The organism is Paraglaciecola polaris LMG 21857 (genome assembly GCF_000315055.1).
In the GTDB taxonomy this organism is placed as follows: Bacteria; Pseudomonadota; Gammaproteobacteria; order Enterobacterales; family Alteromonadaceae; genus Paraglaciecola; species Paraglaciecola polaris.
Genome location: NZ_BAER01000129.1, coordinates 25,571 through 41,599, shown reverse-complemented (window position 1 = coordinate 41,599; position 16,029 = coordinate 25,571). Strand labels below are relative to the sequence as shown.

Sequence of the window (16,029 nt, the reverse complement as noted above, 5' to 3'; positions counted from 1 at the left end):
CCTGAGGCCAAGAAAATGCCTCGGGTATAGACAACCCTTAGTTGTTTTTAATGAACTACGCAGCGCAGCTTAATTTAGCGAGTGGTGCACTTCGGAGTTGAATTCGCGCCGACGTTAACGCTTTGATTTGTTTTTGTATTCATAATAAGCTAACTCTTGCTTGCATAATGCGGGTTGAGACCCAGTAGACTATTCGAGTATTTTGCTTGGAGTCCTTTGTGGCGTTCTTTCTTGTTATCGGTCTCTCAACTGAGGAGCCATCAATCAATCGAACTACCACAAAAGAAGGCTTTAGTTGCTGCTAAAGCTTGGGTCTCACTTTACCTCACCCCGATTAAAATCAGGATGATTTACACGAGTTATTATCCATACAAGAAAATCAAAAGGACTAAAAACAGCGGGCTGTTCGCTTCGCTCCATTTTAGCCCACTATTTTTAGCCCATTATTTGGGCGTTGTGCGCTTAAAGTGACATTAGCTGGTTCAACGTAAATAGTACTTTTGTGCAATAGTCAGCTCTGTAAAAACGTGGCACCATTAATAAAAAATTGAGCAGGAAGCCAAAGTCAGTTTGTTAGTTCTTTTGGTCGCAGTAACCATCTAGTCTGCATATCCACTCAAAATCGTTATCTTAATTAACTGCGGTGACAATGTACTTTGTAGTTTATGTTATCGCACAACAAGTTTAGGCAAGCGACGCTGAAAAGCGCGCACTTGCTAAAGGCGTTATACGGAAATATGAATACCGAGCAAATTCAAAAAATTGAACATAGCATGATGTATTTGGCCTCATTCTCTAGGTCTTATTCTCTTTTTAATGCTATTTACGGCAAACTTGATGAACTAGATTATGGAACAGGTAACCTGTTTCCGTTCAAGACTATTTGTAACGCTTTATTATCTGATTCTGCTGTTAGCTGGTGTAAAGTCTTTGGAAGTAATGCAGAGGAAACTCATTGGAAAACAATTATTCCAGAACATGATGAGTTTAGAGATTGTTTATTGGATAACTTAAATATAGAACGAGAACATTTTACTCAGTATTGGAAAGAAATGAAAACTTTCCGAGATAATGTAGTGGCTCATTTTAATGCAGAACATTTCAGTGCTGGTAGTACTCCATTGTTTGATATAGCAGAGTTATCTTCCGCATTTACACATAAATATATGCGACAACTATTACCCTGCAATGTAGATTACTCTGGGCCGCTATGTTTAATTCAGTACGGACGTTCAACAGCAAATGCTGCATTGTCTAGACTTTTCGTATAACAAAAACATCAACTGGAAAATTACTCGCTGTCGCTCCGTATTTTCCAGTTATATTAAGCGTTATAAATACTCGGTCTAATTCAGAACTCTGCTGATAAAAAGTCTACGAATTTTCTCGTTGATATCTGGGTTTCGTCATGAGAAATTATATAGCGTATAAAAATAACTAATAAAAACAAAGGATGGTTCTATGAAAACTCTTATTATAACATTATTACTTCTTTCTTTTCATTCATATGCAATGGCTGAAAAAGGCTTTGTCGTTAAAATATTTCCTGACAAATTAACGTTCCCAATTGATTGCGAAACTCGTGCAGACTTTCAAGCAAAAGAGCTTTCGATCTTATATATTTGTCAAAATTCAACTAATCAAAATTACTTCTTTAATTTTCGCCCAAATAATATTGATATAGCTGCAAATCCAATCATTGTTGAAATTAAAGAAAGTAAGTTTAAGTCATATACTATCTATGAAGTTACTGACAAAGACCCAGATAATGGTAAACAAAGGCAGTCTATTTCATATTGTACAAAAGAAGCTTGCCTTGATTTAGTTGGCGATTATGAGCAATCAATTAAAGATTCTATAACATCGCAGTTACGAGGGTAGTATTTATAACAAGCAGCTGTAATCTGGCTCCGCAATCTGTCTCTTTTTGTACAAAAACAGCACAAAAAAAGCCAGTTTGCTACGCAGTTGAGCTGGCTGTTAAGCAAACAAGGATAGTCCAATGAAATTTATCATCTCGTTAGTCACCTTAGTTCTTTTCTCACTATCAGCTTTTGCTGATGAGACACTGTCTGAAAGAGAGCTAAAACAAAAGGCTAAGGCATTCATACATGCGAAAAATGCAAGGCAACAACCAAACACCACCGTCGAAGACATAGAATATTTTATTTCACTTTTAGCTGATGATTTCATTGATGAGCATCTGAAATTTAATGTCACTACGACAAGTAAGGAATAACTTCGACAGGGAATGATTGCGGAGATGAACGACGAATTAATCTTCAGTGAAATTAAAATTGACCAGGTGATGATTGGACGCAATGTGGTATTTGTTAAATATACTGAGCACGCAAAAGTCAAACCTAGCCATATAGATAAGGTCATTGAGTATACAAGCACTAATATAATATCTTTAGAATTTGGTGATAACGGTCTTATCAAACATTTCCGTAGACATCATGCATAAGTGTTTGCTTAACAAGTTAAACCATCGGAAAACCACTCACTGGCTGCGCCAAAACGTTCAAGTTTTCCGCTGTTTAAAGCGTTATAAAGCAAGGAGGTTCCGTGTCAGCTGTAACAGTTAGCGATGACAAATCACTACTTGATATTGTAAAAATTCATTATTTTTTGACGACGGAAAGCACTTGGGCGCAAGGAATTAACTACGAAACTGTAAATGTTGGTATTGAAAACTCGATTTGTATCGGGGCTTATATAGGCAAGGAGCAAGTTGGGTTCAGTCGAGTCATTACCGATCAGGCAACATTTGCAAATCTTGTCGATGTCATTGTTTGGCCCGAATATCGTGGGCAGGGAATATCCCGTAAGTTAATGGAAGCAGTAATGGCTCACTCAAGTATTAAAGGGGTTCGGCGATTTACGCTTGCGACTTCAAATGCACATGGACTTTACCAAAAGTATGGATTTACACCATTACAAAAGCCAGATACTTTCATGGAGGTTTATGCCCCTAATATTTATGCAAAAGCTTTATAACAAGCCAATGTTGTTCAGCCAACAAGCTGGCTTGGGACAATTTCTCGCTGGCACTTTGTGCCAAAACACTCACAATTTCCCCAATATTCAAAGCGTTAAAATACATAACTCCAACGACCGCTGTTCACCCAAAGACGCCCATCATGTGAGGCTGAGTTCTTAACGTAAACCGTTTAGCCGTCTCTCTCCATTTCTGCGTTAGCCTGAAAAACAACTTAATCGCCGGGCCCACCACGTCACGTTCCATCCAGTTTATCCTCGGCCTTGTTGTGCATTAATCAATGCGCTAAGTGATTGTTATTGCATTAAGTTCAAATTCATTCTGGACTTCATATGCCGAAACAACCACTATGTGGATCTTCAACATTTCATCACTCTCAACTTTGTATTTCTTGGTTTGAGTCAGTGTTTGTACCTGTCACTGTCGGTGGCTTAAGATAAATTTTCGAATTGGATCGCGCGATGCCGACCTTGTTACATTCCATGTTTTCCTTGTTGTTTTCTGCAGCCATATTGCTGGTGGGTCACGGTTTACAACTGACTCTGGTGCCTCTTTACGCTATTAGCTTAGGGTGGGAGGCCGATCTAATAGGTTATATTGGCTCAAGCTATTTCCTCGGCTTTGTTTTGGGTTGCTTGACGGTTCCGCGCCTTGTGGCACGGGTTGGTCACATTAGAGTCTTTACCGTGCTGGTTGCACTATTCACGTCTTCACTGTTATTTATTGGCTTGGTGGATAATTTCATGCTTTGGCTGATAGCCCGCTGCCTAATTGGCTGGGGTATTGCGGGTATTTATATGGTCATTGAGAGCTGGCTTAATGATAAGACGAGTATCGAGCACCGAGGTAGCGTGCTCTCTGTGTATACCGTGATCTCGCTTTCAGCCATCTGCGTGGGGCAGTTATTGGTTGGCTTTGATCTTGGTTACGCAGGTTTATTTATGCTCGCGGCTGCTTTGTTGGTATTGGGTATTGTACCTGTTGGTCTCACTAGGCGCGCTGCTCCGCATCCCATACCTGCAGTCAGCTTCAGCTTTAGGCGTTTATTTGCTGTGTCCCAGGTGGCCATGGTGGGAGCGTTTTTTGGTGGGCTAGTGACCGGTGGCTTTTGGGCGTTAGGGCCGGTGATAGCCGATGCCAATCAGTTGAGTGCTGGGCAAGTAGGTGTGTTTATGGCTGTGACCATATTAGGCGGCACGGCATTGCAACTACCCGTTGGACGTTTATCTGATCGCATAGACAGGCGTTACGTGATAACCGGTTTGGCCGTTATTGCGGTATTAACCAGTATCACAGCTATTGTGCTTGATAGCCGCAACCCTCAAGTTATTTACGTGACCATGTTTTTGTTAGGTGGCTTGAGCTTTCCACTTTATTCCTTATGTCTAGCCCATGCAAATGACAACACGGATCTGTCTATTATGGAGGTTGGTAGTGGTGTGTTAATGATGAATAGCGTAGGCAGTATTCTTGGGCCGCTTATCGTTTCATTCTTGTTGGGTTATACCCACATGGCCTTGTTTATTGTATCAGGCGTGGCGTTGTCGATATTAGCCTGCTGGACCTTGTACCGCATTAGTTTCCATGATGTGGCTAGGGAGCATTATGAGCCTTTCGTGAACATGCGAAACACCACGCAAGAAGTTGTCGAGATGGGCTTGGAGAATGAAGAGTCAGAAGATTCACCAGAAGATAGCTTAAATGACGAAGCAGCGAACAAGCAGCAGTTGTAGTGGATGTGCTTTTCGCGCTAGGCTAAAGATGGATGAGTATCTTTTTACTCTTTGTGTTAGCGCTTTAGGGATATAAATATGAGATTATGGATAGCGTTGTTAGTACTTTTTGTGGCCGGTTGCAGCAGCACTTCTCAAAACGGCGGTAATTCACTGCCCCAAACTGCGAAAATTGACGACAAAAGCGCAACCACAGATACCATGGCGTATCGCAACTTAGCCGCTGTTATTTACCCAAAATCTTTTGAGACAGGTGGTGTTTTCAGAGTGAAAGCAACAGGCAGTCTTGAGGGGCGGGTGTTTTTAAATACCGAATACGATTACCGCGACCCAAGAAATATCACGATTGTGCTCTCACCTGAAATCGCTACCGAGTTTGAGAAAAAGCATGAAATGTCGCCTGAAGCTTACTTCTTGAAAAAGCGCGTCCTGGTAAAAGGGCAACTCGTTCAAGTGAAGATTTGGTTTAGTTCAAATGGTAAGCGCAGTAATAAATATTATTATCAGACCCACATGCGCGTCGCTTCAATGGACGACATAAACCTTGTAGGTACCACGGCAGCGAATGTTGGTTAGTACTTTCCTAGCCCGTGGTACTTTTCTCCTCTGTTATTCCATTGCCTAAATTCGGTGGATTATACAGTTAACTAGCATAGCGTAGAGGCAGTTCAGCGCAGAGTTTTTCCACTATGATAGTGGATACCTGTTCGCAAAAATCGAAGCCCGAATAGTCTGGATTGAAACCACTGATAAATGGCACCGCCATCATAAAATAGCGTTCGCTCGGTTTGCCAGTGGCTAAAATGGGCTGGTAATCATCGTTTATTGCAAAGCCTTTTAGTGTCAAGTAGTACTCTGCGTCTGCACCTATGCTGACACTTTCGCGATCAACAAGCTGCTGTTTTTGCCCTTGCGCTTTATCTTTGAAGCGCACGCAAGCGGGCAGTACTGTTTCTGCCTCAAACATTGAGGTAAAGGGGAAGTCAGCCATGGGTAAATGCTTCTGCCCGGTGCAATCAACAAAGGTCCGATATGGTGTCGCGATTGATTGCTTCGCACTATTTTCATAGTGATACATAAAACAATGATCGCCTTCTATTTGCACGTTGCTGTTAGTATCAACAGAGATAACCTCAAGTACATCACTTTCATATAGAGCCAATAGCTGCTCTGCAGAGGGTTGGGGGATATTGGCTATCATTAAGCCAATCAAAGGCAGTAATTTCTGCTGTAAGCGAAGTGTATCTTCGCCAGAGAGGTATTTGGCTGGATGGTTTATGGTGAAACTGAGCAAGGCAAGAACTTCTTTCCATTGCAGGGTTTGTTCATTTTTGATGGATTGCGCAGCCTGAATACATTCAATTTTAAATAAGGTAAAAGGGTCGAAGGCCTTTCTCGATTCAAGCATCCAGTCGGTGAATTGCTCTAGGTTCTTATGAGCTATTTTCTGATAAAAAGTGTCGTCACGCTTTTCAAGCACCTTCTTGAAATTATGCTCGAAAATGAAATCTAGGCTTAAAAATCCGTCGTTATTGGCCCTATATTCCGCAATTTGTTGCTCGGTTAGCATACCTTCGTCAGACACTAATGGATCGTCTAAATGAAAACGTATGTTAGGTAGAAGACCATCCAATGAGTGCATCACTATTTTAAAATCAGGCACATCTTGTGCTCGTTTGTATTTTAGCTTCTCTTGTTCGTGATAAAAGCGCCCATTTGCCTTGCTTAAGGTACGAACTGCATCAATTGCAGTCAGCGAACAGCCTTTAAGGGCCACTGGATGGTTGTATTTATGTTGCAACTTAATGGGCGGATAAGGCGAGTCATAATAGCCAGCGACGTTTCCTTCGTTCCTGCGCGGCCATGCATGACCAGTACATATAATGACTTTATCGAATCCTTTTATCCAACCAGACGCGGTACGTACATCGCTGGTTTGGTTGTTAGTGTTGGGTTTGATATCTAAAACTTCACTGTTTACATGCGCATTAATATTCAGGCCATGGCTCGCAGCTTTGTGCATAAGCGCTTCAAATTGGGCGTTTAAATAGTCACCAAAGAGAAGCCTCGGGATAACATGCTTGACGTGCAAATTGGTTTTATCGATGCCATGGCTTGCGAGGTAAGCGTGACTTTGCTTACCTAACCACTGGGCTAATGTCTCATTAAATGGGGCTAACTCGTCTGAGGATATATTAGTGATGTGCTCAGCTGATGCGCCTTCTGCGCTGTATGGCATTCCTTTACCTAAGGAAGAATTACGCTCAAAAATATCAATACTAAATCCGCTTGGCTCTCGACTTTGTTCTTGGCGTAGTTCGCTGAAAAGTAATTTCTTAATAATAGACAGAGCACTAGGGCCTCCGCCTATCAACGCTATTCGAATTTTATTCATGTGCACACCTTTGCAATTAACAACTAAACGCGTTTCGTTTCATCGCTAAAGCATGGGCTGTGCCTAGTCGTATTTCTCAACCGGTGAAAATAATGCCCAATGGAAACAAGGTGTTATAACTCGATTTTGTAAGGTGTGTCAGTAGTATTGAAAACTAACCTGTTGAAATTTCTCTCGTTTGTTCTTGGTGGCAAGTAAAAATTACATTACAAAAAGTGAACCGCAGACGACTGAGAAACAATGTGCACTCCATGGTGCACTGTCTTGTCATATACTATGAATTTTACTGTCTAAGTTAAATGAGTCTTAAAGAAATCCACTGTGCGAGACCAAGCAAGCTCCGCCGCCTCAGGCTCGTAACGGCTGGTGGAGTCATTATGAAAACCATGTTGGGTGTTTGGATAAATATGGGCGTTATAGGTGACGTTATTGGCTTTAAGTGCAGCTTCATAATCAGGCCAGCTGGCGTTTACACGACTATCGTTTTCAGCAAAGTTGAGTAGCAATGGCCCTTTTACCTGACCAACTAAGTTTTCGGCGGCGGGGGTGCCATAAAACGGCACCGCTGCATTAATTACATCGGGTATTTTAGCCGCTAAAAAATTACTAATGTAACCGCCAAAGCAAAAACCGACCACACCTAATTTATCTGTGGTTTTTTCATGTTGCTTAATAAAATTGGCCGCTGCGATAAAGTCATTTTCTATCTTTGGACGCTCCATACTACGCTGCATTTCTTTGCCTTTATCATCATTCCCCGGGTAACCACCAAGGGGAAATAACGCGTCGGGGGCAAAGGCGATAAACCCTTCTTTGGCTAACCTGCGCGCCACATCTTTTATATAAGGATTCAAGCCGCGGTTTTCGTGAACTACCAACACCCCAGGGGCGGATTTTGACATTTTGCTAGGCAAGACTAAGTAGCCTTGGCCTTCGGAGTAACCATCAGGGGACGCGAACTTTTGGTAGCTAGCGGTAATGTCTTCATCATTAAAGGACACTTGCTCTGCCAACGCATAATTGGGGGTAAGCGCGCCGCTGAGGGTTCCAATACTTAATCCTGCCACTGACAAAGAGGCTAAACGTGACATAAAGGTACGCCTGTCCATATCTCCGTGGGCGTACTCGTCATACCAATCAAAAGCTTGCTGGGGGATATGTTTGGGATCGATATGTGTCATGGGGTTTCTCCTAGTAGTTGATAATGCGCGCTGATTTTAAAGTAGCAAGATTAAACTCTAACCATATTGATTAATATTGAATCGATTGACTATCTGCTGATACGCATAAAAATTCAATAGCCACACAAAGGCAATGCTGGGATAACTGTTTTGAAATGTAACGGGTAGGAACGCGAAGGGAGGAAAATAAAAGGGTGGTCTGTCTTCTCTGGCAAAAGCACAGACTTTATTCACTCGATACCTGATGGGCTGCTGCAAAAATACCAAGGATACCTTTATAACAAAAATGCAGGGCAGCGTGCCCATTAAGCCAAAATGACAGCAATTTTGCCAGTTAGGACGGCAAGCCTATACCACGGAGACTGTGTTCAATAACGGTTTCTAATTCACTTAATGGTATACCTGCACGCGCCATAGAGGCAGTTCCTCTGAGGGTGGTAGCAATACATAATGCAATGCTAGTTGCGTGGGTTTCTAACCCTAGTGCAATGGCTTCTGGGTCATGGGTGAAAATCTCGACTAGGGCGTCTTGAATTTTTTTACTGGCTTGATTCAATAAGTTGCTCGGCAACTCAGGCATATCGCCACTGGCAATCTCCCCTTGGCATAAAAATATATAACACCCTTTAGGGTCTTCAGCGGTGCACTGCTCGCTGACCACTGATGTCATGTAATTCTTAATGCGCTGTGCTAACGAAGTACCTTCTTGATGTAAATGCACGAAATGTGGTTGGGCATTTTTCTCGATGTACCTTTGGGTCGCCTTAATAAATAAAGCTTCTTTGTTGCCAAACGTGCGGTACATGCTGGGTTTGTTGATCCCCATGCTTTGAGTCAACTCTGCTAGAGACGCGCCCGCGTAGCCTTTTTTCCAGAACACGCCCATAGCCGACTCAAGAGCCTTTTCATCATCAAAAGTACGTTTTCCGCTCATCGCTATGAACCTCATAAAAATCTATTTAGAAATGTATTTGACGTATGTTACCGATCGGTATAAGATTAATCAACGTTACCGATCGGTACAACTTAAAATACTTAAACCATTAACAGGAGTAAGATAATGACTGATTCAATTCAAGGCAAAGTAGCATTAGTGACAGGCGCCAATCGAGGTATTGGTAAAGCAATCGTAAATTCACTAATTGAAAATGGCGCGACTAAGGTTTATCTAGCGGTACGCAACCCTGAGTCAACCAAAGAAATCGAAGCGCAATACGGTGACAAAGTGGTTACGTTAGCTGCTGATGTTGCAGATACAGCATCTATTCAACGTTTAGCTACCCAAGCTAGCGACGTGGATATTTTAGTCAACAACGCCGGTATTATGCATGTGACTTCACCTTTGGGTGAAAACGCAGAAGAATCCTTGATGGAACAAATCAATATTAACGTGTTTGGTTTGATGCGCGTAGCCAATGCTTTTGCTGAAACGTTAGAGCGTAACAAAGGCGTATTAGTGCAGTTGAACTCTATCGCATCGATTAAAGCCTTCGGCGATATTGCTACTTACTGCGCATCAAAAGCAGCGGCGTATTCGATTACCCAAGGCTTGAAAGACAAATGGGCTGACAAAGGGATCCGTGTATTGAGCGTGCATCCTGGGCCGATTGGCACAGAAATGGGTGACTCTGCTGGTTTTGAAGGTGCACCGGATGCAACCGTGGTATCAGAAGCCATTATTACAGCGTTAAATAATGGTGACTTCCACTCGTTCCCTGATCCGGTAGCGAAGCAGCTAGAAGCGGCTTATCAAAGCTACTCAGATGCGATCATCACGAGTGACTTATCGCTATAAGGTATTTTATGTGAGTTAGCTCACCTATTTATACATCGGGAGCTGGGTATCACGCCCAGCTCTGTTTTTTTACTTAGGCATTAAATAATGCCCCTCCTTCGTTTCTCTTCATTTTCTATTTGCCATTAAGGTTAATTTGCTTGGGTTTAAGCAGATTTTGTTTCTGGGCAATTAATGCTCTACTTGTAGTGATTAACGTCATTAAAGAAGTGTTGTGAATGAATATTGTCATATTAGCCAACAGAGATTTAGCCAGTAACTACGCGTTAAATTTATTACTACCGCAGTTATCACAACATAATGTCAGTGTGTTTTTATCTGCCAAAGTGGGAGGTAATGGCCGTAAACCCGCTGAACTCGTTACCCTGAGTTTCTTTGAGCAGAAGCTATTAAACCAATTGTTGTCACCGCTGTTGGAAAAATTATCGAGTCATCGAGGGTATAAAAGCTTTGCACAAATGAGCAGTATTTTGGTCAGCCCCGTAGAAGCGTTAAACGCTATCAACAGCCCCGAAGGACTAGCAAAAATCAGCGCTTTACAGCCAGATCTGGTTCTGTCGATTCGTTATGGCAGTATTTTAAAGCAAGATGTGTTGGGTTTACCGCGCCTTGGTGTCTTGAATTTACACTCGGGTGTGTTGCCTGATTATCGTGGTGTCATGGCCACATTTTGGGCAATGTTAAACGACGAGAAAAAGATAGGCACAAGCTTGCATTACATTGTCGACGCAGGCATCGATACCGGACGTATTGTCGCTCAATCACACGTTGACGTTGAAGCGGATAAATCGTATTTATGGCATGTTTTGCAGTTATATGTTGAGGGCGTGGCTTTGCTTATCGAAGCGATATCAACGCTGGCGTTAGGTGAAAATCTATCGACGACAGAGCAAAGCGGCGGCCAGTATTTTTCATTTCCAAATGTGCAAGACCTACAAAAATTTCAAAACAAAGGATTGAGTTTAGTCAAAGAAGATGAATTGATTGCGTTCATTACTGAGCACTATCTTTAGCCCTTTTTCCAAACCGACTGTACTGACCCCCTTGTGAGCAAGTCAGTTGACAGGCAACCTAGAACAGAACAGTCTTTAATCAATGTTGAGGATTTTAATTGCCGGAGGAAACATGAAAATTACACCGTCAGATTTTATCGCGAGGCAGGGAGAACCGTGGGAGCTGCATCAACGGCCTACCGGTATTGCACCCCTGTACACTTCAAAGTCCCATTATAAAAAGAAACTGAAAAAACAAATTAATAAAATGAGCGACTTACAGCGCATGCTCTATGCTGCCAATGAGCATTCAGTGCTGATCATCTTTCAAGCGATGGATGCTGCAGGTAAAGACAGCGCCATTCGTCATGTTATGTCCGGTGTTAACCCCCAAGGCTGCCAAGTACACAGCTTTAAACACCCGAGTGAAAGCGAGCTGGATCACGACTTTTTATGGCGAGCGAATCAAGTGTTGCCAGAACGCGGGCGTATCGGTATTTTCAACCGCTCTTATTATGAAGAAGTCTTGATTGCCCGAGTGCATCCGGAAATTTTGACCAGCCAACGCATACCCGATGAGGATATGCATTTACAGCATATCTGGCGAGAACGATTTCGTTCAATCAACGATTTAGAGCAGCACCTGAATCGAAACGGCACTAGGGTCATTAAGTTTTTCCTGCATCTCTCCAAAGACGAGCAAGGTAAACGCTTTTTAGCCCGCATTGATAACCCAGATAAAAATTGGAAATTCACTGATGCGGATGTACGAGAGCGGGAATTTTGGCCGCAATATATGCAGGCCTATGAAGATTGTATCGCCTCGACCACCAGTAACGAAGCACCTTGGTACATAATTCCCGCGGACGATAAACGTAATGCTCGTTTGATTATCGCAAAAACCATAGTAAAAACATTTCAATCACTGGATATGCACTATCCAGAAGTAGATGAAGAGCGCAAACAGGAACTACAGTGTTTGCGCAGGCAATTAGCGGACTCTTCAGGTTAAGCAAGGCCTACCTGCACGGATTTACCCAGCTTGATACACCAGTGGATGACCGGTTTGCGGGTCGATTCTATCAAGTGATGGGCCGTCGTAACTGTCATTTAATAAAGCAACAACAGCATCACCGTACTGACTAAACCAAAAATCCCCCATCCCCTTGAGACGCTTAATGTTGGTTTGGCTAATATCGTCCATGGCATCATCTGGGGCTTGGTCAAATCCTGGCTGGCAGCGCATTTCGGCGTTGACACGAATATAGCTGCCTTGGGGGGATATGGTGATGGCTTGATAGGCAACGACTTTTTCGTCTGACAGCACATCGATAATACAGCCTTTTAGCATCCATTGCAGCGCGCCCCAATTACGTGAATCTGGTCCATTAATTTTGCGCGTGCTCGTGCCAGTGCCTACCGTTAGTACCCGGCGTTTGTCGTCAGGCCACAGTCGGCAAACCTCCGCTATGGCACACATGGTGGGGTTGTTAGCAATCACACCGCCATCAATTAACCAAGCTTGCTCATTGCCTGGCAGTAAGGGCATGTCTCGGGTAGGGAAATAGGTTGGCGCGGCGCTTGACGCATCTGCCACTTGATAGGAGAGCAAGTTTTGAAATATACCCTCAGTTGATTTAATCACGTAGGGACGGCGATTTTCGATGCCATATGTGATTGCCAATACATGTTTGCCCGCTGGTACATCTTTTATTCTGGCGTCACCTAAATACTTCTTCAGGGTTGCGGTTTTACCCTTGGCTTCATATTTCGGAGCGTTAAGGCCGTCGAGTTCAAACAAGCCGCGATTCTCAACGAAGATTTTTTTGGCATTGCTGTAGCTATACAGCTTATTAATATCCTGCATATCCATGTTCGTTGTGGCCAGTGCTAATGCGATGAGGCTACCCGTGCTCGTGCCAGCGTAAAAATCGACACAATCCCGTAATGATTTCTGATGGGTTGATTGAAGTGCTTTTTCGACATGGGTTAAAAACTGAGTGGTCGCTGCGCCGCGAATACCGCCACCATCTAATGAAAGTATGAGTTTAGACATGCTCTTCTCCGTTAGTTTCTGATGAGTCCTTTGTAGCAGAAGGGAAATACAGCACGGTGACAGCAAGTTAATGACTATCCCTACATAAATATAAGCATAGATGAATAATGAAACATAGATTGTACGGCGTACGTACAAAGCGAAAATGTATCGCCCTGTACGTTAGATGAGAAACTAGCGCAGGTCGTCTAGGGTGCTTTCTAAGGCGGCCATACCAGAGGGTAAATCTAACTTGTGGCCTAGGTCGATAAACGCGGATCCTAGAGCATGGATAGTGCGAAATAAATTATGGGTACGGCACTGTTCGCCCATTTGGCCAATACGTACAATATTGGGACCAAAAGAGCCTGATATTTCCACCCGGTAGCGATTGGACATAGTGCTGAGCAATTCTTTGCCTATGATGCTTTCAGGTAAACGAATACCTACTACTGAGTTAAGGCGAGCGCTGGGCTCAACATATAAGGTTAACCCCATGCCTTCGACAGCGGCTTGCAAGGCCTTTGAACAACGTTGGTGACGAGCGAAGCGCAGTGGCAATGTTTCGGTACATACCAAGCGTAAGGCTTCATGAATGGCTAATATGCCCGACACAGGCGCGGTGTAGTGGTAGGATTTTTTATACCAAAATTGATGGGCCAGCTTGGCATCAAGGCACCAATGGCGTAGTTGATCGGTGCGAGACTCAATAAAAGCCCAAGCCTTTTCAGAAAATCCCACCAAAGATACCCCAGGAATACACGACAAACCTTTTTGGCCGCCCGTAATCACGGCGTCAATTCCCCAGTCGTCCATAGCGAGTTCCATGGTGCTCAGTGTACAAACGGCATCCACAATGACCATGCAGTCATACTTCTTGGCAACTTTACAAATTTGCGCCAACTCGGCGTTGTGCACTGTGTTGGACGTTTCGCCTTGCACTATGGTCAGTACATTAGGCTGGGTACGAATAATATGTTGCTCGATCAGTTCAGCGCTGGCGGCTTGACGCTCTTCAATAACCACTTTGCTCACATCGGCTTGTAAACGCCCGGCCATTTCGGCTAAACGGCTACTGAAGAAACCATTACAGATACTGAGTACTTTGTCGCCGGGGCGCACTAAGTTGGCCACGGCCATTTCCATGGCGGCTGAGCCTGGGCCAGCAACCCCTAGGATCAGGCCATTCTCAGTTTGAAAAACATAACGAGACATGATTTTCACTTGCTCGATTATTTGCGCCATGGTGTCACCTAAGTGATTGATCACTATGCCGTTCGCCGCTGCCACTTTGGCCGGGATCGGAACCGGGCCTGCTCCCATCATCAATAAGGGTTCATCGGGTAAAATGTTATCTAGCGAAATAATTCCTTGTGGCACACAAATCGACACTGGGTCTCCTGAGTCTTTAGACGGCTTTAAAAGTGGGTTACTAGCATATCGCCAAGCAGCATTCGCGCATAGTGCAAAATAGAAACAAATATATTTATTCTGCTACTTATTTTTAGTCACTGAGACTGAATTTAAAGGGCGGATTTATAATCGATTTCGCTCAGCTAGCTATTATTCGATTTACTGTCACTCGACTGTTTTTACATTAAATATCAGTTGTTTACATGTGATTAACTTGTCATGTTATAAGGCTGGTAAGCCTGTGTTATTACTGTACAATGCCGCCCCTCGAAAACATCGCACTGTTTAAATAGTGCGCAATATGAGGCTCGTCAGCGATCACCTTTTATTTAGCTAATTTAGGAGCAAAAAAGGTATGCATTCCTCCACTCATCGATTTTATGAAGACGTATTGGCGATTTTAAGCGGTGCGGTTTTTGTTAGTTTGGGTCTAGCAATATTTAAAACCTTGGGTTTACTTATCGGCGGTACGGCTGGAATTGCGCTGCTGCTGAGCCAGTTTGTAGCGTTAAAATTTGGTTTGTTGTTCTTTTTGGTTAACGTACCGTTTTACTATATCGCGGTCAAACAACTGGGTTGGCGCTTCACCATTAATACTTTTGTGACCATTACATTGGTGTCTTTGCTGGTGGAGAACATGCATCTGTTTATTTCCCTGAGTGACATTCAGCCTGTCTTTGGTGCCATTGTGGGCGGTATGCTGATTGGTATGGGTATGTTGATACTGTTTAGACACAAGTCGAGTTTAGGCGGACTGGGAATACTGGCTTTTTATCTACAGGGTAGCCGCGGCATTCGTGCTGGCACGTTTCAACTGGTGGTGGACAGTCTGATTGTCGTCGGAGCGTTATTTCTTATGAACCCGATTCTGTTGGCTATCTCACTTGCGGGTATGGTGACGACCAATGTTATTTTGGCTGTGAATCATAAGCCTGGTCGTTACCACAGCAACTATGCCCAAACGATGGCTGAGTTAACCTCTGAATCCCCCCAGGACGTCAAAATCACGGACTAACAGGCAAAAAGCTGACCTATATCATTAAACGCCTTGAACTCAAGGGCGTTACCACAAGGGTCGAGTAAGAACATAGTGGCTTGCTCGCCAGGTTGGCCTTTGAAACGCACATAAGGCGCGATAACAAATGCTATTTCTGCGGCTTGTAATCGATGGGCTAATACTTGCCAGTCTTGCATGCTAAGCACCACACCAAAATGTGGCACCGGTACTGCTTTATCATCGACGTTATTCGGTGCTGGCTGATTGGGCATGGCCGCGACTAAGTGGGTTACTAATTGGTGGCCGAAAAAATTCCAATCTATCCAGTGTTCAGATGAGCGGCCTTGTTCGCAGCCGAGTAGATCAGCGTAAAAGTCTCGACTAGCCGCCAAGCTGGTCACTGGGATGGCTAAGTGAAAAGGCATAACGGACATGGTGATTCTCCTTTGGGCATTAAAAAAGCCGCTTAAAAGCGGCTTTCAGGATA

16 protein-coding genes are annotated in these 16,029 nt (G+C 43.5%); 10 read left to right on the top strand and 6 right to left on the bottom strand.

What is annotated here, in order from left to right; translation table 11 throughout:
* Positions 1-737: 737 nt before the first annotated feature.
* The 6 genes from GPLA_RS21325 to GPLA_RS21300 all read left to right on the top strand — a co-directional run bounded on the left by GPLA_RS21325 (position 738) and on the right by GPLA_RS21300 (position 5,310).
* Positions 738-1,271, top strand: coding sequence for a hypothetical protein (locus GPLA_RS21325; RefSeq protein WP_040515628.1), 534 nt, complete (start codon positions 738-740; stop codon positions 1,269-1,271).
* Positions 1,272-1,461: 190 nt separating this feature from the next.
* Positions 1,462-1,881 (top strand): hypothetical protein, encoded by a 420-nt coding sequence (locus GPLA_RS21320; RefSeq protein WP_040515627.1) that lies wholly within the window; start codon positions 1,462-1,464, stop codon positions 1,879-1,881.
* Between the two features lie 121 nt (positions 1,882-2,002).
* Positions 2,003-2,239, top strand: coding sequence for a hypothetical protein (locus tag GPLA_RS24145; protein WP_007107108.1), 237 nt, complete (start codon positions 2,003-2,005; stop codon positions 2,237-2,239).
* A 329-nt stretch (positions 2,240-2,568) separates the two neighbouring features.
* Entirely contained in the window at positions 2,569-3,000 is a 432-nt protein-coding gene (locus tag GPLA_RS21310; RefSeq protein WP_007107106.1) for a GNAT family N-acetyltransferase, read from the top strand.
* 462 nt (positions 3,001-3,462) lie between these two features.
* Positions 3,463-4,734 (top strand): MFS transporter, encoded by a 1,272-nt coding sequence (locus GPLA_RS21305; RefSeq protein ID WP_007107104.1) that lies wholly within the window; start codon positions 3,463-3,465, stop codon positions 4,732-4,734.
* A gap of 78 nt (positions 4,735-4,812) precedes the next feature.
* Positions 4,813-5,310, top strand: coding sequence for a hypothetical protein (locus GPLA_RS21300; RefSeq protein ID WP_007107103.1), 498 nt, complete (start codon positions 4,813-4,815; stop codon positions 5,308-5,310).
* A 67-nt stretch (positions 5,311-5,377) separates the two neighbouring features.
* Here the strand turns inward: GPLA_RS21300 and GPLA_RS21295 are convergent, their stop codons facing one another.
* The 3 genes from GPLA_RS21295 to GPLA_RS21285 all read right to left on the bottom strand — a co-directional run bounded on the left by GPLA_RS21295 (position 5,378) and on the right by GPLA_RS21285 (position 9,244).
* Positions 5,378-7,129 (bottom strand): FAD/NAD(P)-binding protein, encoded by a 1,752-nt coding sequence (locus GPLA_RS21295; RefSeq protein ID WP_007107102.1) that lies wholly within the window; start codon positions 7,127-7,129, stop codon positions 5,378-5,380.
* 290 nt (positions 7,130-7,419) lie between these two features.
* Positions 7,420-8,310 (bottom strand): dienelactone hydrolase family protein, encoded by an 891-nt coding sequence (locus GPLA_RS21290; protein ID WP_007107101.1) that lies wholly within the window; start codon positions 8,308-8,310, stop codon positions 7,420-7,422.
* Between the two features lie 334 nt (positions 8,311-8,644).
* A complete protein-coding gene (locus GPLA_RS21285; protein WP_007107099.1) occupies positions 8,645-9,244 on the bottom strand; it encodes a TetR/AcrR family transcriptional regulator in 600 nt (199 codons plus the stop codon).
* 126 nt (positions 9,245-9,370) lie between these two features.
* Here GPLA_RS21285 and GPLA_RS21280 point away from each other — a divergent pair, with 126 nt between their 5' ends.
* The 3 genes from GPLA_RS21280 to GPLA_RS21270 all read left to right on the top strand — a co-directional run bounded on the left by GPLA_RS21280 (position 9,371) and on the right by GPLA_RS21270 (position 12,109).
* Positions 9,371-10,105 carry an SDR family oxidoreductase gene (locus tag GPLA_RS21280; RefSeq protein WP_007107098.1) on the top strand — a complete coding sequence of 245 codons (735 nt, stop codon included), beginning with the start codon at positions 9,371-9,373 and terminating at the stop codon, positions 10,103-10,105.
* A gap of 218 nt (positions 10,106-10,323) precedes the next feature.
* Positions 10,324-11,118: a formyl transferase gene (locus GPLA_RS21275; protein WP_007107096.1), complete on the top strand. Its 795-nt coding sequence runs from the start codon at positions 10,324-10,326 to the stop codon at positions 11,116-11,118.
* A 112-nt stretch (positions 11,119-11,230) separates the two neighbouring features.
* The gene (locus tag GPLA_RS21270) at positions 11,231-12,109 is read left to right on the top strand and encodes an ADP-polyphosphate phosphotransferase (RefSeq protein ID WP_007107095.1); all 879 of its coding nucleotides are present in this window, start codon (positions 11,231-11,233) and stop codon (positions 12,107-12,109) included.
* Between the two features lie 21 nt (positions 12,110-12,130).
* Here GPLA_RS21270 and GPLA_RS21265 read toward each other — a convergent pair whose 3' ends face one another.
* Together GPLA_RS21265 and GPLA_RS21260 are read right to left on the bottom strand one after the other, a co-directional pair.
* On the bottom strand, positions 12,131-13,153 hold the full coding sequence (locus tag GPLA_RS21265) for a patatin-like phospholipase family protein (protein ID WP_007107094.1): 1,023 nt from the start codon (positions 13,151-13,153) through the stop codon (positions 12,131-12,133).
* A 174-nt stretch (positions 13,154-13,327) separates the two neighbouring features.
* The gene (locus GPLA_RS21260) at positions 13,328-14,524 is read right to left on the bottom strand and encodes a pyridoxal-phosphate-dependent aminotransferase family protein (protein WP_007107093.1); all 1,197 of its coding nucleotides are present in this window, start codon (positions 14,522-14,524) and stop codon (positions 13,328-13,330) included.
* A gap of 376 nt (positions 14,525-14,900) precedes the next feature.
* Here GPLA_RS21260 and GPLA_RS21255 point away from each other — a divergent pair, with 376 nt between their 5' ends.
* A complete protein-coding gene (locus GPLA_RS21255) occupies positions 14,901-15,560 on the top strand; it encodes a YitT family protein (protein WP_007107092.1) in 660 nt (219 codons plus the stop codon).
* Here the strand turns inward: GPLA_RS21255 and GPLA_RS21250 are convergent.
* Positions 15,557-15,976 carry a VOC family protein gene (locus tag GPLA_RS21250; protein WP_007107091.1) on the bottom strand — a complete coding sequence of 140 codons (420 nt, stop codon included), beginning with the start codon at positions 15,974-15,976 and terminating at the stop codon, positions 15,557-15,559. The genes GPLA_RS21255 and GPLA_RS21250 overlap by 4 nt on opposite strands.
* Positions 15,977-16,029 lie beyond the last annotated feature (53 nt).

Excerpts from the sequence above, each read along its gene's own strand:
- GPLA_RS21325 (WP_040515628.1), top strand. The coding sequence starts at position 738 with ATGAATACCGAGCAAATTCAAAAAATTGAACATAGCATGATGTATTTG.
- GPLA_RS21320 (WP_040515627.1), top strand. The coding sequence starts at position 1,462 with ATGAAAACTCTTATTATAACATTATTACTTCTTTCTTTTCATTCATAT.
- GPLA_RS24145 (WP_007107108.1), top strand. The coding sequence starts at position 2,003 with ATGAAATTTATCATCTCGTTAGTCACCTTAGTTCTTTTCTCACTATCA.
- GPLA_RS21305 (WP_007107104.1), top strand. The coding sequence starts at position 3,463 with ATGCCGACCTTGTTACATTCCATGTTTTCCTTGTTGTTTTCTGCAGCC.
- GPLA_RS21300 (WP_007107103.1), top strand. The coding sequence starts at position 4,813 with ATGAGATTATGGATAGCGTTGTTAGTACTTTTTGTGGCCGGTTGCAGC.
- GPLA_RS21295 (WP_007107102.1), bottom strand. The coding sequence starts at position 7,129 with ATGAATAAAATTCGAATAGCGTTGATAGGCGGAGGCCCTAGTGCTCTG.
- GPLA_RS21290 (WP_007107101.1), bottom strand. The coding sequence starts at position 8,310 with ATGACACATATCGATCCCAAACATATCCCCCAGCAAGCTTTTGATTGG.
- GPLA_RS21285 (WP_007107099.1), bottom strand. The coding sequence starts at position 9,244 with ATGAGCGGAAAACGTACTTTTGATGATGAAAAGGCTCTTGAGTCGGCT.
- GPLA_RS21280 (WP_007107098.1), top strand. The coding sequence starts at position 9,371 with ATGACTGATTCAATTCAAGGCAAAGTAGCATTAGTGACAGGCGCCAAT.
- GPLA_RS21275 (WP_007107096.1), top strand. The coding sequence starts at position 10,324 with ATGAATATTGTCATATTAGCCAACAGAGATTTAGCCAGTAACTACGCG.
- GPLA_RS21270 (WP_007107095.1), top strand. The coding sequence starts at position 11,231 with ATGAAAATTACACCGTCAGATTTTATCGCGAGGCAGGGAGAACCGTGG.
- GPLA_RS21265 (WP_007107094.1), bottom strand. The coding sequence starts at position 13,153 with ATGTCTAAACTCATACTTTCATTAGATGGTGGCGGTATTCGCGGCGCA.
- GPLA_RS21255 (WP_007107092.1), top strand. The coding sequence starts at position 14,901 with ATGCATTCCTCCACTCATCGATTTTATGAAGACGTATTGGCGATTTTA.
- GPLA_RS21250 (WP_007107091.1), bottom strand. The coding sequence starts at position 15,976 with ATGTCCGTTATGCCTTTTCACTTAGCCATCCCAGTGACCAGCTTGGCG.